15 protein-coding genes are annotated in these 16,366 nt (G+C 57.2%); 12 read left to right on the top strand and 3 right to left on the bottom strand.

The window, feature by feature from the left end; translation table 11 throughout:
- Positions 1–209: 209 nt before the first annotated feature.
- The 4 genes from LI334_RS12665 to LI334_RS12680 all read left to right on the top strand — a co-directional run bounded on the left by LI334_RS12665 (position 210) and on the right by LI334_RS12680 (position 3,974).
- Entirely contained in the window at positions 210–887 is a 678-nt protein-coding gene (locus LI334_RS12665) for a metal-dependent transcriptional regulator (RefSeq protein WP_227262367.1), read from the top strand.
- Between the two features lie 128 nt (positions 888–1,015).
- Positions 1,016–2,275 (top strand): multicopper oxidase domain-containing protein, encoded by a 1,260-nt coding sequence (locus LI334_RS12670; RefSeq protein WP_227262369.1) that lies wholly within the window; start codon positions 1,016–1,018, stop codon positions 2,273–2,275.
- Between the two features lies 1 nt (position 2,276).
- A complete protein-coding gene (locus LI334_RS12675) occupies positions 2,277–3,527 on the top strand; it encodes a ZIP family metal transporter (RefSeq protein WP_227262370.1) in 1,251 nt (416 codons plus the stop codon).
- A gap of 24 nt (positions 3,528–3,551) precedes the next feature.
- Complete coding sequence (locus LI334_RS12680) at positions 3,552–3,974, top strand: cupredoxin domain-containing protein (RefSeq protein WP_227262371.1); 423 nt, start codon at positions 3,552–3,554, stop codon at positions 3,972–3,974.
- 46 nt (positions 3,975–4,020) lie between these two features.
- Here the strand turns inward: LI334_RS12680 and LI334_RS12685 are convergent, their stop codons facing one another.
- Positions 4,021–4,539 (bottom strand): winged helix-turn-helix transcriptional regulator, encoded by a 519-nt coding sequence (locus LI334_RS12685; RefSeq protein ID WP_227262372.1) that lies wholly within the window; start codon positions 4,537–4,539, stop codon positions 4,021–4,023.
- Positions 4,536–4,874 (bottom strand): DUF7471 family protein, encoded by a 339-nt coding sequence (locus tag LI334_RS12690; RefSeq protein ID WP_227262374.1) that lies wholly within the window; start codon positions 4,872–4,874, stop codon positions 4,536–4,538. Before LI334_RS12690 ends, LI334_RS12685 begins: the two co-directional genes overlap by 4 nt.
- A 168-nt stretch (positions 4,875–5,042) precedes the next feature.
- On the opposite strand from LI334_RS12690, the gene LI334_RS12695 reads away from it, so the two are divergent.
- From LI334_RS12695 to LI334_RS12710, 4 genes are all read left to right on the top strand, one after another.
- Positions 5,043–5,630: a methyltransferase family protein gene (locus LI334_RS12695; protein WP_227262375.1), complete on the top strand. Its 588-nt coding sequence runs from the start codon at positions 5,043–5,045 to the stop codon at positions 5,628–5,630.
- 76 nt (positions 5,631–5,706) lie between these two features.
- Positions 5,707–7,014 carry a twin-arginine translocation signal domain-containing protein gene (locus LI334_RS12700; protein WP_227262376.1) on the top strand — a complete coding sequence of 436 codons (1,308 nt, stop codon included), beginning with the start codon at positions 5,707–5,709 and terminating at the stop codon, positions 7,012–7,014.
- Positions 7,001–8,062 carry an iron transporter gene (locus LI334_RS12705; protein ID WP_227262378.1) on the top strand — a complete coding sequence of 354 codons (1,062 nt, stop codon included), beginning with the start codon at positions 7,001–7,003 and terminating at the stop codon, positions 8,060–8,062. The genes LI334_RS12700 and LI334_RS12705 overlap by 14 nt, the downstream gene beginning before the upstream one ends.
- 229 nt (positions 8,063–8,291) lie before the next feature.
- The gene (locus LI334_RS12710) at positions 8,292–9,362 is read left to right on the top strand and encodes an iron transporter (protein WP_227262379.1); all 1,071 of its coding nucleotides are present in this window, start codon (positions 8,292–8,294) and stop codon (positions 9,360–9,362) included.
- A 60-nt stretch (positions 9,363–9,422) separates the two neighbouring features.
- Here LI334_RS12710 and LI334_RS12715 read toward each other — a convergent pair whose 3' ends face one another.
- Positions 9,423–10,934 (bottom strand): hypothetical protein, encoded by a 1,512-nt coding sequence (locus LI334_RS12715; protein ID WP_227262380.1) that lies wholly within the window; start codon positions 10,932–10,934, stop codon positions 9,423–9,425.
- A 702-nt stretch (positions 10,935–11,636) separates the two neighbouring features.
- On the opposite strand from LI334_RS12715, the gene LI334_RS12720 reads away from it, so the two are divergent.
- From LI334_RS12720 to LI334_RS12730, 4 genes are all read left to right on the top strand, one after another.
- Positions 11,637–12,860: an IS701 family transposase gene (locus LI334_RS12720; protein WP_227262382.1), complete on the top strand. Its 1,224-nt coding sequence runs from the start codon at positions 11,637–11,639 to the stop codon at positions 12,858–12,860.
- An 88-nt stretch (positions 12,861–12,948) separates the two neighbouring features.
- Entirely contained in the window at positions 12,949–13,353 is a 405-nt protein-coding gene (locus LI334_RS12725; RefSeq protein WP_227262384.1) for a DUF7541 family protein, read from the top strand.
- Between the two features lie 96 nt (positions 13,354–13,449).
- Entirely contained in the window at positions 13,450–13,554 is a 105-nt protein-coding gene (locus tag LI334_RS13145) for a hypothetical protein (protein ID WP_454824379.1), read from the top strand.
- Positions 13,555–13,681: 127 nt separating this feature from the next.
- Positions 13,682–16,366, top strand: a complete 2,685-nt coding sequence (locus LI334_RS12730; protein WP_227262385.1) for a heavy metal translocating P-type ATPase — start codon at positions 13,682–13,684, stop codon at positions 16,364–16,366.

Genomic DNA, 16,366 nt, shown 5'->3' on the forward strand with positions numbered 1-16,366 from the left:
TCGTTGTAAGATTATGGCGGACGCTTGACTTGTCTGGCACCACAGTCCAGACTTTCAGACGGCAGGTCAACGATCCAACGGTCGTCTTATCGCATCTGCGTATCACTTCCAAAGCAAAGAGTACGAACAGCGAAAGACGCCCTTAAACGAGATTCTTAGGTAAATGGTGTAGGCAAATTATAAACTTAGCCGCGTCTAATCACTTTCCAATGCTGAGTGCGATCATGGAGGATTATCTCAAAGCGATCTATTACCTTCAGGAAGAGACGGACGACCGAGTGCGAACCTCGGCTCTCGCGGAGTATATGGACGTCGAACAACCCTCCGTCACCAGTATGGTGAAAAAATTGGCCGAGCATGATTTGGTACATCATGAACCCTACAAGGGGGTTGAACTCACAGACACCGGCATTCCTATCGCTCTCGAAATCATTCGCCACCACCGGCTTTTAGAACGATACCTGACGGAACACCTCGAGTACGATTGGGCTGAGGTGCACGACGAAGCAGATCGCCTCGAACACCACATCAGCAATCAATTCGCCGACCGGATAGCAGAGCAGCTAGGGGATCCCGCAGTTGACCCACATGGCGATCCGATTCCTACCGCGGAGCTGGATATTTCAGCACCGAAATGCGGTGAAACACTCGCCGACCATCACGTGGGCGACAGCGTTCGAATCGAACGGGTGCCAGACGAAGACGCTGATCTACTCCGATATCTGTCCGACCACGGGATTCACCCGGGAACTGAAGTGGAAATTGTTGAGGTCACCTCATTTGGCATGGTGACACTCGATCCTGACGGTGCCGACGAACCAGTTGCACTTCCCAAGAAAGTTGCCCGCTCTATCTCCGCTCAATCTCTATCCGAGGATACAAGCTAACTTGATCGGAACCTCACCCCCCAGGTATTAGTTTAGACTAAATCAAAGTTTAGATGGGGCAAATTTATACGTTAGGTCGGTCAAGGGGCTCCTATGCACACCCAGAGGCTTGACCAGCGGAGGAGATCATGCCATCGCTAGATTACAGTAGCGCAGCAGACGTCACGAAACGACTCGAAGAGCGACTGGTCGAATCACTCACCGGTGAGACGAGCGTCAGTCGCCGCACGGTGCTCGGCGGTCTCGGTGTTGCCGGGAGTGCAGCCGTCGGACTCGGGAGTTCCCGAGCAGCTGCTTCCTCCGATCACGACGATGAGGATGACCACGGTAACTTCGGTGCGGTGGGCGAATACCGGGATTTAGATTTCGACCCTCATGAGTTCCTCACCGCATTCAATACCGGAGGCAGCGGGCAGGATAACGTTCCCCAGCAGGTTTACGAAGAGGATGGCCGAACCGTGCGGGAGTTCGAGTTCACCGCCGTCGACACCACGATAGCAATCGCGCCGGGCGTTGAGTTCCAGGCGTGGGCGTACAACGGCCAAGTGCCCGGACCGACGATCCGCGCCGTCGAGGGCGATCTGATCCGCGTGAAGTTCACGAATCTGGGACGACACGCACACACGATCCATCCACACCTGAAGAATCTCAACCCGCGAATGGATGGGATTCCTCAGAACGGGCCTGGCGTCCTCGATACGGGCGAGTCATTCACCTACGAGTGGATCGCCCAACCCGCTGGCACGCACTTCTATCACTGCCACTCACTCCCGTTGAAAGAGCACATCCACCGCGGACTCTACGGCACGATCATCGTCGATCCGGACCCCGAGCGCGTCAGGGAGAATCCACGCGAGTACGTCAACTACCCGGGCCCGATTACCGACGATTTCCGAGAGCAACTCGTCGAAGAGGCGAAGAGCCGAAATCACGAGTACGCCGAAAACGACGCCGTCAACGAGATGGTGATGGTGATGAACTCATTCGATACCAACTTCGACGGCGGCAATGAGGTCTACGCGGCAAACACACGGGCGTTCGGATACGGAGTCGGTGACACCGACGGCGAGGGCAACTGGACGGCAGGCGAGACGAAACGCCCCATCCAGATCAACAAGAACGAACGCCAGCGCGTGTACCTCTCTAATGCGACGGAGTTCGACCTCATCAATTCGTTCCATACTCACTCACAGTTCTTCGACTACTACGACCACGGAACGACGCTGACGCCGACGCTCAAAAATGTGGACACGATCATGCAGTGCCAGGCGCAGCGCGGTATCATCGAGATCGACTACTCCGATCATCAACCGGGCCTGTACATGTTCCACGCCCATCAGTCGGAGTTCGCCGAACTGGGCTGGATGAGCTTCTTCGAGGTGGTCTAACATGGCGGATAAGACACGAGACACGACGACGGACGGTGGTGTAACGGCTGACGAAGAGATCACACAACCGCTCGGGCTTCCGCGATGGGTCAGCGCGTTACTCCCGATCGTGTTGCTCGTACTCGTCCTGGGTGTGTTCGCATTCACGTCACCGCTCGCCGGTGTTCAGAGCGGCGAACCACTTCCCGACGTCACGGTCACACATACGACACTTCCGAGCGACGAAACGGTCGTCCTTCACGTGACGAACAACGGGCCCGAATCCGTGACGATATCACAGGTTCTCGTCGACGAAGCCTACTGGGATTTCCGGGTCGAAGGAGCCGGTGGTGACCAAACGCTCGCCCCGATGGAGAGCGCACAGATCGTGATTCCGTATCACTGGAATCCGGGGTGGGACCTCGAAGTCGCGCTCGTGCTCTCTGACGGAGCGACGTTCCATAACACGATCGTCGCTCCGAGTCAGTCGCCCGGCTTTAGCCTCGGTCTGCTCGGAACGCTTGCAGTAATCGGGCTGTTCGTCGGCGTGATCCCGGTCGCACTAGGGATGCTCTGGTTCCCCTACATCAAGACGATGAGCGATCGCTGGCTGCATGCTGTTCTCTTGTTTGCGGCCGGCGTACTGGGCTTCTTGGCGTTCGACGCCGGGTTCGAAGCGTTCGAACTCGCCGAGCGCGTCCCAGGCGCCTACGAGGGCAATCTCCTGGTCGTCTTTGGGATCTTCGGTGCACTCCTGCTCGTCCAGGCGATCAGTGCGTGGCGTGAGGGCCGTGTCGCCGCTGGCGATAGTCGGGCGAGTAGCGGTCTCTGGATCGCGTATCTGGTCGCGGTCGGGATCGGCCTGCACAACCTCGCGGAGGGACTTGCTATCGGGAGTTCGTTCGCACTCGGGCGTGTGTCGCTCGGCGCATTCCTGGTGATTGGGTTCATGCTCCACAACGTGACGGAGGGTCCGGCTGTCGTCGCGCCAGTTGCCCGCGGAAAGCGGCCGTCGCTCGGACACTTCGCCGCACTCGGCGTCATCGCCGGCGCACCGGTCATCCTCGGTGGCTGGATCGGTAGTCTTGCATACTCGCCGACGATCGGTGCCTTTTTCCTCGCGATCGGGGTCGGCGCAATCCTGCAGGTCGATTGGGAGATCGCCCGAATGGTTCGTGATGCCGGAGGTCGCGTGGCGAGTGCGACGAACCTACTCGCATTCCTGCTCGGCCTCGCCATCATGTACGTGACTGACCTCTTCGTGGCGCTCTAATAGGTACCACTCGTTGCTGTTATAATGTCACGCAAATCCCACGATCGGCGAACAGTGTTGCGGCTCACCACTGCGATCTTCGCGACTCTCAGCACTGCCGGGTGTCTAAACGGGCAGTCATCGTCGATCCAAACCGTCACGATGCCCGGCGACCTCACGTTCGAGCCGAAGACTGCGACGATCGAAACGGGGGAGACGGTAAGGTGGACGAACGAGAGCGACATCGAACACACGGTCACAGCGTATGAAGACGAGATTCCAGACGAGGCCACGTACTTCGCAAGCGGTGGGTTCGAGTCAGAACGCGCAGCGAGGAACCGTGTCACCGAGGGGCTCATCGCTCCGGGTGAGAACTACGAGCACACGTTCGAGGAACCAGGCACGTACGGGTACTTTTGTATCCCACACGAGGGATCCGGAATGGTCGGGACAGTTCGAGTAAAGTAATCGAACACTCAAGTTCTCGTTCCGCCGAAATACATCCGCAAACTCGTTATGATTCCTCAGCCAGTAGGTTATCGACGAGGCGAGTGAACCGGTCAATCATCCGATCGGACAGCGAGGGTGTAATCTCTTCGAGGAGATGAGCGGTCTCAGTCGGCTCGGCTGCGACCAGTGTCACGTGATTATTGGTATCTCGATGTTTCTCGATTAGATTCTGCTCTGCCAAATGATTCAAGTGCCACTCGAGGGTTCCCCGTGCAATCCCGAGGGACTCTGTGACAGCGTTCGGTCTGGATGGCCCCTGTTCGAGAACATAGAATAAAATGTCGCGTGCTGTTTCCCGGCGAAGGACAGCGATTGCTCCCCGTTCCCACGCATCATATTCCGGTGTGTAATAGTGGGTCCGGCCATAGAGAGACAGTTCGACTATTCTTCCCTGCGTCTGGAGTTCTTTGAGATGGTACTGTACCTGTCCTGGTGCGAGGCCGAGTCTCCGCGTGAGTCCGTTGAAGTGTTCTCCAGGGTGGGTGGCAATATACTCGTGAATCCGGTCACGTTGGTGTGTCATGTATCGAATTCGGTTTTGTTCGAAATGGTCCGGGAGTGATAGACTGCAGCAATGACGAGCGCGACAAGAATGACATCAAGTCCGTGTTCGAGAAGGTGATGCTCGGCTTGTGAAAACAGGCCTACGATGGTGATCCCCGCAACTGTAGAGCGTCCAAAAAGGGCAGCTAGCGCAGCGACGACTAACAGATATGGACGGGATTGGCGCTGAACGAACGCGCCGATCGCAAGTCCCAGAAGTACCGCTGTACCCGCAGCCGCGATGGTGATCACCGCGAGCAACGGAAGGGACCACGGATCGATGAACCCACTATGAAGTGGGACAAATCCTGCCATGTAGGCTGAATTTGAAACGCAGTTACCTGAGAACGTCGATTCGAATTACCCCCGATGTTAGAATTGTAGAGAGTGGTTGGTAGTTCCAAAACTCTTCAGAGGGAGTGTCTCTAGGCACGAACCACGATTGACTCACTTTTTTGTCTTTCACAATCACGATGTACACACATGTCATCGTTGTCAGATCGCGCGCTGCTGACGGCAGTTGTCGCGGATGTCACGCTGATTCTCGGGTACACCATCAGTGCGGTTCTTCCTGACCGTCGAGTATGGCCCATCGGCGACAGCTCGTGGCGGTGGTGGTTCAACTGGTCCGCGCTCTCCGTGGTGTTCGCTGGATTTCCCATGCTGGCCGCGCTTGATCGGAACTCATTCATTTCCACCGAACGCAGGAACAAACTCGCAGGTAGCGGTATCGCCGCACTCGGGATGGGATTTGCCCTCTCCGCCCTCTTCGAACTCGGGTGGATGGAAAGCAGTGGAAGAGAAGGGGAACTTCGGACGGACGGTATCTACCAGTATACGCGTAACCCACAGAGCGTGGGATTCATTACGTTCATCGTCGGCGCGATCATCGCAGTGAACTCCCGGAAACTGGCTGTACACGGCATCTTGACCATCCTCGTGTACGCACTATTCCCGTTTGCCGAGGAACCGTGGCTGCAAGAGCAGTATGGCCAGGAATACAATGAATACCGCAAGCGGACTCCCCGATTTATCGGGCGGGACTTGGTGAAGAAACTCATCACCAGATAGTCTGCTACCGACCTTGAGCGGGGATTCAAGAACTCTACCAGAACCGATTTTCCGTTGACTTCCTAACTGCCGGGCAATGACTGATGAGAGAGGTATCCCTCGCCGAGAATTCCTCAAGTCGGCTGTCGCTATCGGAGGCGCAGCGGCATTTAGTGCCTGTCTAGGCCGTGAAGAGGTCGCTGTCCCGACGGGTCCAGACGATCTCTCGTCGTATCCACAACGTCAGCACGCCTGGAACGAGGTCCTGCCTCGGGACGACCACGGGAACGTCATTGCTCCGCACCATCGCGTACTTCTCTATCTGAATTACCGACGAGACGGGCAGCCCAATGAAGACGACCGTGACCAAGTTGAAACAGCTCTTCGTGGCATCGAACACGCCTACGAGCGAAGCGGGGACGGGTTACTGCTCACGGTGAGTTATTCTCCGGCATACTTCAACCGATTCTACGAGTCGCTCCCCGAAGACGTTGACCTCCCCAATCCGGAAGCACTCGCGCCGTTCGAGAACCCTGAGTTCGATACGCCCGATGCAGTCGTCCATCTGGCGAGTAACACGGCACAGGTGGTGCTCGGCGCCGAGGAAGCCCTCAAAGGGAACAAATTGACCCTCAACGGTGTCGATCAGCCTGACGCTGCACTGACCGATGTCTTCTCACTCGCCGACCGGCGAACGGGATTTATCGGGGATGGACTCCCGGCGGAGAATGCAGACGATGCGGGGGGTGTTCCGGCCGATAAGGTCCTGGAGGACGCCCCCCTCTTCATGGGGTTCAAATCGGGCTTCAAAAAGAACCAGGCCAGCGAAGATCGTGTGACGATCCAGTCGGGGCCGTTCGCCGGTGGCACGACTCAGCACATCTCCAAGCTCCAACTCAACCTCAACCAGTGGTACAATCAGGACGATCGCTGGCAGCGTGAGGCGAAGATGTTCTGTCCGTACCACGCCGAGAACGACGTAATCGAAGGTACTGGGGACAATCTCGGCGACAGCAGCAAAATCGACGACTGTAAGCCCACGGATGAGACGGCCCGCGAGATGGGCGTCGTCGGCCACTCTCAGAAATCTGCCCGTGCTCGTGATGACGATGACTCGCCGCTCATTCTTCGACGTGACTTCGATTCTACCGACGATGGAGCCGCCAGCCTCCACTTCCTTGCGCTCCAGCGACGGATCACCGATTTCGTCGACACGAGAGAAGCGATGAATGGCACTGACGTCACCGAGCAGTCGGCCGTCGGTCAGCGGAATAACAACGGCATCCTACAGTACATTCGTACGGAGCGTCGCGGTAATTTCCTCGTCCCGCCGCGGTCGTTGCGCGCGCTGCCACCTGCCCAGCCGACTGGGGACGCACAGGAGGTGACGCATGAATCGTCGTGACGTGCTCCGAGTGGCCGGGAGCGGTTCACTCGTAGGGCTCGCGGGGTGTGCCGGCCTGTTCGAGACGCAATCGGCACAAGCACCACCGCTTCCCGAGAACCGGCCGGACGCAGTCTACTATCCGAGTCACTGGGAGGGGATGGATATGCCTGGAATGAAGGAACAGGACGGGTACAGGTGTGCGCTCACGTACTCGTATGCACACCGGTTCTGGCTATTGAAGCCGAATGGAATCACGAAGGTCGAGATTCAACCTGAAGATTCGATCCATCTCATGCCGGTCGTTTGGGATACACAGACGGGGATCATCCCGCCCGATATCAATCCGCAGCTCACGATTACACAGAGCGAGGAGTCGATTGATCAGTTCGCGCCGTGGCCGATGCTCTCCCAGCCGATGGGGTTTCACTTCGGCGATAACGCACAGCTTCAGGGCGACGGCACATACACTGTCGAGATCAGCATCGGCGGGCCGTCGACGCGACGGACGGGGTCGCTGGCCGAGAATCAGGGGAACGCCTCGTTCACCTTCGAGTTCGAATTCAGCGAATCGACGCTCAACGAGATCTCGTATACGGACATCCCCGACGACAGGGAAGGCACGAAGGGTGCTGTCGACCTGATGGACATGGAGATGTTACCGAACTCGCAAGTGCCGACACCGGACGCGCTCCCTGGGGACGTTCGTGGCTCGGGGACGAGTGGGGACGCGAAGTTCGTGGTTACGATCCTTGAAGACGCGTCACGTTTCGGTGGGGACGAGGAGCAGAGGTATCTCGCTGTTTCTCCACGCACACCCTACAATCGAACGATGCTGCCGATGATGTCGCTTTCGGGGACACTGAACCGCGACGGTAAGTCGGTATTCGACGGAATTCTGCAAGCAACCATCGATCCAGATCTCCGCTATCACTATGGGACGACGGTTGCGGACGTACAGACGGGTGATGACCTGACGATCACGGTCGATTCGCCCCCACAAACAGCTCGCCATGAAGGGTACGAGACAGCCTTTGTTGATATGCCAGATGTGCAGGTGACCTTGTAGTTCCAAAGGTGTCTTTAGAATCCCAACCGAAGCCAAACCTATGGAAGAGAAGCACCTCCTACTGGCGACGTTACTTGGCGTTGTCTCACTCCTGGTACTCACCGGATTCGTCGTTCGCCTGGCGTAGACAGTCAAAGAATGGCCGAGGCTGGCAGTTACAGAAACTCCCGGTTGACGACAGCGGGGTTGACTCAATGAATCTACCAAACATAGTATCTCAGAGGAGAATATGAATCGGAGAACGTTTCTCAAACAGGGGACTGCTCTCTCGGGTGGCCTGGTACTGTCTGGTTGCCTGGGGCGGCTCGGATTCGAGACGCAGTCTGCATGGCGTGATCCACCACTCGTGGAGGATCGACCTGACGCGGTCTACTATCCGGCAATCATCGAAGGGATGGGAATGTACGGAACGACGACGGCAGGCAGTCTCGGATTTGCACTGATGCACTCCTTCCCGCACCGTTTCTGGAACCTCACTGGCTCACGAAAGACGAAAGTCGTCGTTCAGTCGGATGATTCGGTGCATCTGATGGCGAGTGTCTGGGACACCGAGACGGAGACGATCCTCCCGGTCGACGTCTCTGTCGAAATCAGTAACAGCGACGGTCGAGTGTCCTCGACCAACCTCTGGCCGATGATCTCGCCGAATATGGGGTTCCACTACGGCGACAATATCGCTCTCCCGGGGGAAGGACAGTACGATGTGACGCTCCAGGTTGGCCCGTTGCAGACAGCTCGTACGAGTCCATTCAACGGGCGATTTACAGAGGGACAGTCTGCCACGATGCAGTTCACGTTCGATACGGATGAGACGTACAATTTGGAGATTCGCCGGTTAGGGGACAAAGCAGGCACCCGTGGGACAGTCGATCTAATGGATATGGAAATGATTCCTGAACCGGTCGTGCCGACAAAATCCGAGCTTCCCGGTCGACTACTCCACGAAGGGCAATCCGGTGACGCAACGATGCTGGTTGCTCTCGTTGACGGTGACCATCGGTTTAGTGATACTGAAGGACCCTTCCTAATCGTTTCTCCACGCACACCCTACAATCGCGTGATGCTCCCGAGGATGGCTCTTTCAGCAACACTCGACCGTGGAGGGGATACAATCACACAAGGGACACTCCAAGCGTCCCTTGATACTGACCTCGGGAGTTTCTATGGGATGGGTATTGATGAACTCAAGACTGGCGATACGGTCAGAATCACTGTAGAGACACCACCCCAACTGGCGCGCCACGACGGCTACGAAACCGCGTTTCTCGACATGGACCCGATTGAGTTCACTGCCGAGTGATCTTTCTGGTTGAGTTCTGACCTTAGTGTGCGATCCGTTGTTCTCTCGAAACCACCAGAATCAGGGTAGATATGGGGGCGTCGCTCCTGGAAGTGAGAGAATCCAGAGGCTAATAACGGTGTACCCGATCATCACAACGATGAACGGGTACTGGCTCCGGATTGCGACGAGACGACTCGAGAAGAGTTCGTAGGCGGTCGCGTGCGCTGCCCAGATAGCGAGGAGATGCCCGATGAGCACGTAGGCGATACTCAAACCCTCGAACCACCCAGGTGGAGACAATGTCAGGGGATTCGCTGGGGGCGACAGTGGAGAGAGAATTGCCATGCCTAGAGCCGGACTGAGGGATACAGCCAGTCCGGTGTAGTGGGCGAGGTGATATCCCGCTGCGATGGCCAATAGCGAGGGTGCAAACCGAAAGGCGATACGTTTCGCTGTGATGTATGTCCCGGTCCGTCGCCGAGAGAGTACGCCCGCATACCAATACGCGGCGAAGAAAACGACGTAGCCACTGACGAAAAGGAGTGTGTAGATGAGGATCGCACGAATCTGTACGGCTCCCACTCCAATATTGGAGAGGCTGACGAGTGCCTCGGTAGTTGCTGCGCCCGTCTGCGTCGTGATGAAGCCGCTGTACGTGAGCTCCCAAATCAGCGCAATGACGAACGCAACATCGGAGGTGTCCGTGATTAAGTCTGAGTCAGTCAGGTCGCTACCGGGCAGTTTTACAGTGAGCTTCCCGTCCCGCCGTTTTACAGGGGCGACAGCCCCGAAAAATCGGAACAGGACGGATAACGGATCTGCGTTCTCGAACCACGCGTCAGGACCGAAGAGTACTGCGCCTGCGATTGTGACGGCACTGTAGCCGAGGATCGCAAGCGAAAGAATTGACGGAATCGTGCTGACAGGGAAAATCACCTCAATCCACACGAGTAGTAATAGGCCACCGACAGCTGGCCACCGGGCTAATTCTTTAGGATACGTTCGGTGTCCAGCTGGGAGAAGCGAGACGATCCCTCGCCAGGGGTTCAGTGCTGGCCAAACGTTCCCTCCGAGATACGTAAGCATCGGCAAGCCCGCTCGAACGACGACAAATGTGACGAGGATGGTGAAGCTGGCCGTTGGGAGCTGCGGTCCGGTCAGTCCGAGATACACTGCCAGTCCAAGGACGACAATCCCAAGACTATGTCCGATCCATCGAATCGGTGTCCACCAGTCGTCGACCGTCGGGCCGGGGAGTGACCAGTTGTGGAGATAGCGGATAAAGGCTCGATCAGTGACGAAGCTCGCAAGTAGGGCAGAGGCGCCGATCGTGGCGCCGCCAGTGGCAAGATACAGCCATCGGGGGACGGCAAGTGTATCTCGAGGCTGCTTCGAGAGCGTCATCCCGTTACCGGCAGCGACTGTTCCGGTAAACAGCGTCAATATCGAGACCCAGGTTACAAACTGAATCAGGAGTCTAAGCTTTGTGTTCGATACGACCCAATTATGAAGCCTCGACTCTGGCCCTGACTCTGTGTGTCCCTCTTCGCTTGCCTCGGTGTTCGTATCTGAGTCAGGCAACGATGGCATATAGCATTAAGAAACCGAAGTACAGGAGCACAAGGGCTCCAAGTGCTTTCAGACGCAGCGTGCGTAACTCGTCTTCTTCGTCCGCTCGAACAGAGAGGAATGCGTCTTCCTCGTCGTCATCCAACTCTTGAGGATGTTCTAAGCCTTTGTGGAGGACGAGGCGGTCGGTCGTAGGAAACGGATGCCCACAGTAATCACATTCCCCTGCAGGAGAGTCACGCCGTGGAACTGTAGTGCCTTCGTATGACATACTCTCGAAAGCTGTTAATCGGCCGTAGGCCAGTCAGCGTTGAAACCGTTCTGGTTCGACGTTCGAACTACTCCGCTCGTGTATCGACTTACGTGGCGATATCAATGGGCAGAATGGTCGGTTACAACAGATCTCCTAGCGAAGACCGAAGTTGTGCATACACTCCCTTTGACGGCGTGGAAGTAGCCTTTTGTTCAGAGTGGTTGTCCTCGACTGGGGACTGACCGTCCGCTTCTCGCTCTTCTTCGTAGGCGTCGCAGTAGATACACATAGAAAAGAGTAGGCAGAGCGCCTCTATAAAACCATTTGACCGTAAGATGGGATATCGCGGAGAATCGGGACTAAGGAGCATTACCGGGTTAAGAGTGTGACGTCATACCGCACGAATATTAACTAACGGCTCACCTTTGCACGTTGAAGTAGGAGCGTGACGTAGGGAGTGGCAAGGACGGATGATGCCGATTACCGACTTCTTGTCGTGCACGCGCGTCTTCGACGAGTTCGAGTCACTGTCACCGGCACAACGGCATCACGCCAAAACCTACGCCACCGGTCTTGTTGCGGCCAGCAACAAGACCGTGGCGGGCATCGCACGCGAAGTCCTTCCAGCCAACAGCAAACGCGCCCTCAACAAGTTCCTCACCGAGTACGACTGGGACGAACAGCAGTTCAACCACGAGCGCCTCGAAGAACTCCAGAAACACGGTGAGACGCGTTGGTCGAAGGACGGCTACATCATCCTCGACGACACGATCACCGAGAAAGCCGGGGACGAAGTCCCCGGTGTCGGCCACTTCTACGATCACGCCGAAGGTGACACTGTCTGGGGTCAAGACCTCATCTACGCCTTCTACGCCGACGACAAAACCGCCTATCCGCTCACCTTCCGCCTCTACGAACAGCACGACGACGAGGACGACGACCACGATACCAAGTACGATCTGGCCAGAGAAATCGTCACGGAACTCGAAGAAGAGGTAGGTGTGCCTGCGGACACCTACCTCTTCGACTCGTGGTTCGCCCACGATTCTGGCCTTCCTGACCACATCGAATCCTACGACAAGGACTGGATCGGTCCACTCCGAAGCAACCGACAAGTGACCTACGCCGCCGAGGAAATTCGCGTCGATGCGCTGGCAGAGCGCATCGACACGACTGAACGCGACATTGAGGACGACAGCTACCATATCTGGACGAAGAAGCTTCCCGTCTCCCAACTGGGAGACGTGAAGCTGGTCGTCGCTGAGAAGGAGACCGACGAAGACGAGGAAAACCCGGTCAAGTACCTCGCTACGAACAAGATCGACGCACCGACCGAGCACGTGATTCGCTCCTACGGAATGCGATGGCGCATCGAGACGTTCTTCGAGGACTCGAAGCAGGATCTCGGCCTGGGAGACTGCGAGATGCAGACCGACGAAGGTGCCAGTCGGCACTGGCACCTTCTCATGGCCGCCTACAGTCTCGTTCGTCTTGATCCCGAGTCGAGCGCCTTGGGGACGGTTCGCTCGAAAGCGTCATCGCTTCGAGCGAACCTCGAACACTCCCTGAAAGAAGCCGTGTACAACCTTCTCTCGTGGGTTCGGGACAACGATGACCGAGGCGTCGATGATCTCATGGAAGAGATCGACCACCTCTTCGTTCACTCAACAGCCGACGCTAACGTGCAAAGCTGAGTAACGGCTGAATCACAGCCATATTCTATTAACGAAGAGGGGATTAATAACAGCCGATTTATTATATCGTGAAGCTCAATTCGAGATAATGAGCGATCCATCTGACTCGGACGCAACCTTCACCGGATCGAGTCCATGGCCACTCTTCGTCGCGATTGGATTTGCTCTCTCGGAGGTCGGTGTCGTCCTCGGGCTTCGGCCTGTCTCTGTTGCGGGACTGTTGTTGTTCGTCGGATCTGTCGCTGGCATTCTCACAGAGGCGGAGTATATCGCTGAACCAGCGAAAGCAGCAGGTGTTCAAGGACTCATCCTTGTCGGTCTCGGTGTCTTGTTGATCACACAGAACCAGACCGGGACGACAATCCGCGGTCAATCGATTGCGATCGCTGGAATCCTGTGTCTCGTTGGTGCACTTGTCTGGGTAGGCTTCGTTCGGAGGGAAACCCGCGCCACGGTAACGACAGCGGAGACATCGGAAACAACATCTGATTGAGGGACCGTACTACAGTAGAATTCGCTACAACAAGAGAGAGATCACGTTCGTGGTTCTACTTGCCATCAGAATCGGTAGGGGGCGATAATGAGTCCGATGAGTACCAATGGTGATGTGGTCAGCGCCGGTCTCATCGTGTGTGGAGTCCGTACGCTTCTCCTCGAGATCAAACACGGCGAGTATCGAGCAATCCGGACTTAGGTCCGGGGAATGGGACGGATTATCGGCCGATTTAATAACTCGTCCCGAATACTTTATTAGAGACTACCATAATAAGGGGTTTTGGTAGCAGCCGATTTAATAAGTCTGTAGTAGCTAGCAGGACGTAATGACCTCACCTGACGAGGAATCCCACGACGGAAGTGGTGAACCACCGGATCACACCCACGACCACGAAGAGAATTCTCACGAGCAGGGTCATACACATGACCACGATCACGAGGATCACGAGCACGACAAGCACACTGGACAAGATGGTGATGACGTTGTCCCATCGATAGACCAGGGAGACGTTGCACAGTTCTCCGTCCCGGAGATGGACTGCCCATCCTGTGCAGGAAAGGTCGAAAACAGCGTCGGAAAGCTAAACGGAATCCGGAGCGTCGACCCGCAAGTGACGACAGGGACGTTGACCGTCTCGTACGACGGCGAGCAAACGAGTGCCACCGCGATTGCTAATCGGGTTGAAAAGGCCGGGTACACGGTGGAGGACACTGGCGAGGTCACCTCGAAATTCACGGTTCCGGAGATGGATTGTCCGTCGTGTGCGGGCAAAATCGAAAACGCCCTTGACCGGGTTGGTGGAGTGACAACATACGAGACGCAGCCGACGACCGGAACCGTCGTCGTCACGTACGATTCGTCGCGGGCTGGGGAAGCTGACGTCATCGACGCGATCGAAAGCGCTGGGTACGAGGTCACGGATACGACAGGCGACGAATCGGGGCGTCAGGAAGCGAGCGGAGAGCGCGAGAGCATCTGGACAAGTTCGCGCGCACTCAAAACGTGGGTGAGCGGTGGATTCGTCGTCCTCGGCTTACTCTTCGAGTTCTTCCTGACCGGCCAGAATATACAGATCGCAGGTCTTCTCGGGACGGATCTACTGGTCGCTGACGTCCTGTTTCTGATTGCAGTGGCCACCGGCGGCCAGGAGATCCTTCGCAACGGCTACTACTCGGCGCGGAATCTGAACCTCGATATCGACTTCCTGATGTCGGTGGCTATCCTCGGCGCACTCGTTGCGAGTCTTGTCTTCGGTGAGGCACTCTACTTCGAGGCCGCCACCCTTGCGTTCCTGTTCAGCATCGCGGAACTGCTGGAGCGCTACTCGATGGACCGTGCCCGAAACTCCCTCCGCGAACTAATGGATCTCTCACCGGATGAAGCAACCGTCAAGCGGAACGGGAGCATGGAGACGATTCCCGTCGACGAGGTCGCCGTGGGAGACATCGTCGTCGTCAAGCCAGGGGAGAAAATCCCGATGGACGGAAGCGTCGTCGACGGTGAGAGCGCCGTCAACCAGGCACCGATCACGGGTGAAAGCGTCCCTGTCGACAAGACGACGGGCGACGAGGTGTACGCCGGCACTATCAACGAGGAGGGGTATCTCGAGGTCGAGGTCACCTCCGAGGCCGGCGACAACACGCTCTCCCGCATCGTGGAGATGGTTGAGGACGCCCAGTCGAACAAGACCGAACGCGAACAGTTCGTTGAGCGCTTCTCGACGTACTACACGCCAGTCGTCGTCGGCTTCGCCATCCTGACGACGGTAGCAAGCCCGTACATCTTCGGCACGACCTGGTCCACGGCCGTCGTCTACGGACTGACGCTGTTGGTGTTGGCCTGTCCATGTGCGTTTGTCATCTCGACGCCTGTCTCGGTGGTGTCGGGAATTACGAGCGCCGCGAAGAACGGCGTCCTGATCAAGGGCGGGAATCACCTCGAAGCGATGGGTGCGGTCGATGTCGTCGCGTTCGACAAGACGGGAACACTGACGAAGGGTGAGCTCACCGTCACCGACGTCGTTCCCCTAAACGGGAACTCGGAGGAGGACGTGCTCCGGTGTGCACGGGGACTCGAACAACGGAGTGAACACCCCATCGGCGAGGCAATCGTCGCCGAAGCCGGCAGCGCAGGGGTCACCGAGCGCGAGGTCGATGACTTCGAGAGCATCACCGGAAAGGGTGTTCGTGCCGATCTCGACGGTACTCCGCACTTCGCAGGCAAACCGGGTCTGTTTGAGGAGTTAGATTTCGATCTTTCGCACGTTCACGCGACAACCGACGGTGGCGTCGTGACACAGACAGCCCGGCAGATGTGTGACCGGAACAACTGTCTCGATCTCCTCGAGGAGACCGTTCCCGAACTCCAGGCTGAAGGCAAGACCGTCGTCCTCGTTGGGACCGAAGACGAACTCGAGGGCGTCATCGCGGTCGCCGACGAGATTCGGCCGGAAGCGAAGCGAACGGTGACGCGACTGAAGCAACTCGGTGTCTCCCGAACGGTGATGCTGACGGGGGACAACGAACGGACTGCCCGCGCGATCGCCGACCAGGTCGGTGTCGACGAGTACCAGGCCGAACTACTCCCCGAGGACAAGGTGACGGCGATCGAGGAGCTCGTCGAGGAGTACGACGGCGTTGCGATGGTCGGAGACGGCATCAATGACGCACCGGCGCTCGCCACTGCCACGGTCGGCGTGGCGATGGGGGCTGCCGGGACTGATACCGCATTGGAGACCGCGGACATCGCCCTGATGGGTGATGACCTCGCGAAGCTTCCGTACCTCTACGAACTCGCAAACGATGCGAACGGTGTCATCCGGCAGAACATCTGGTCGAGTCTCGCTGTCAAAGCCGGGCTGGCGGTCGCAGTCCCGTTCGGATACGTCCCGATTTGGCTCGCTGTCCTCGCTGGGGATGCCGGGATGACGACGGCCGTTACCGGGAACGCGATGCGACTCTCTCGAATCACGCCAGACACAGACACCGAAACCAACGCTTCGGAGGGGTAA

It is taken from the genome of Salarchaeum japonicum, from assembly GCF_020614395.1.
Lineage (GTDB): Archaea > Halobacteriota > Halobacteria > Halobacteriales > Halobacteriaceae > Salarchaeum > Salarchaeum japonicum.

Excerpts from the sequence above, each read along its gene's own strand:
- LI334_RS12665 (WP_227262367.1), top strand. The coding sequence starts at position 210 with ATGCTGAGTGCGATCATGGAGGATTATCTCAAAGCGATCTATTACCTT.
- LI334_RS12670 (WP_227262369.1), top strand. The coding sequence starts at position 1,016 with ATGCCATCGCTAGATTACAGTAGCGCAGCAGACGTCACGAAACGACTC.
- LI334_RS12675 (WP_227262370.1), top strand. The coding sequence starts at position 2,277 with ATGGCGGATAAGACACGAGACACGACGACGGACGGTGGTGTAACGGCT.
- LI334_RS12680 (WP_227262371.1), top strand. The coding sequence starts at position 3,552 with ATGTCACGCAAATCCCACGATCGGCGAACAGTGTTGCGGCTCACCACT.
- LI334_RS12685 (WP_227262372.1), bottom strand. The coding sequence starts at position 4,539 with ATGACACACCAACGTGACCGGATTCACGAGTATATTGCCACCCACCCT.
- LI334_RS12690 (WP_227262374.1), bottom strand. The coding sequence starts at position 4,874 with ATGGCAGGATTTGTCCCACTTCATAGTGGGTTCATCGATCCGTGGTCC.
- LI334_RS12695 (WP_227262375.1), top strand. The coding sequence starts at position 5,043 with ATGTCATCGTTGTCAGATCGCGCGCTGCTGACGGCAGTTGTCGCGGAT.
- LI334_RS12700 (WP_227262376.1), top strand. The coding sequence starts at position 5,707 with ATGACTGATGAGAGAGGTATCCCTCGCCGAGAATTCCTCAAGTCGGCT.
- LI334_RS12705 (WP_227262378.1), top strand. The coding sequence starts at position 7,001 with ATGAATCGTCGTGACGTGCTCCGAGTGGCCGGGAGCGGTTCACTCGTA.
- LI334_RS12710 (WP_227262379.1), top strand. The coding sequence starts at position 8,292 with ATGAATCGGAGAACGTTTCTCAAACAGGGGACTGCTCTCTCGGGTGGC.
- LI334_RS12715 (WP_227262380.1), bottom strand. The coding sequence starts at position 10,934 with ATGCCATCGTTGCCTGACTCAGATACGAACACCGAGGCAAGCGAAGAG.
- LI334_RS12720 (WP_227262382.1), top strand. The coding sequence starts at position 11,637 with ATGATGCCGATTACCGACTTCTTGTCGTGCACGCGCGTCTTCGACGAG.
- LI334_RS12725 (WP_227262384.1), top strand. The coding sequence starts at position 12,949 with ATGAGCGATCCATCTGACTCGGACGCAACCTTCACCGGATCGAGTCCA.
- LI334_RS13145 (WP_454824379.1), top strand. The coding sequence starts at position 13,450 with ATGAGTACCAATGGTGATGTGGTCAGCGCCGGTCTCATCGTGTGTGGA.
- LI334_RS12730 (WP_227262385.1), top strand. The coding sequence starts at position 13,682 with ATGACCTCACCTGACGAGGAATCCCACGACGGAAGTGGTGAACCACCG.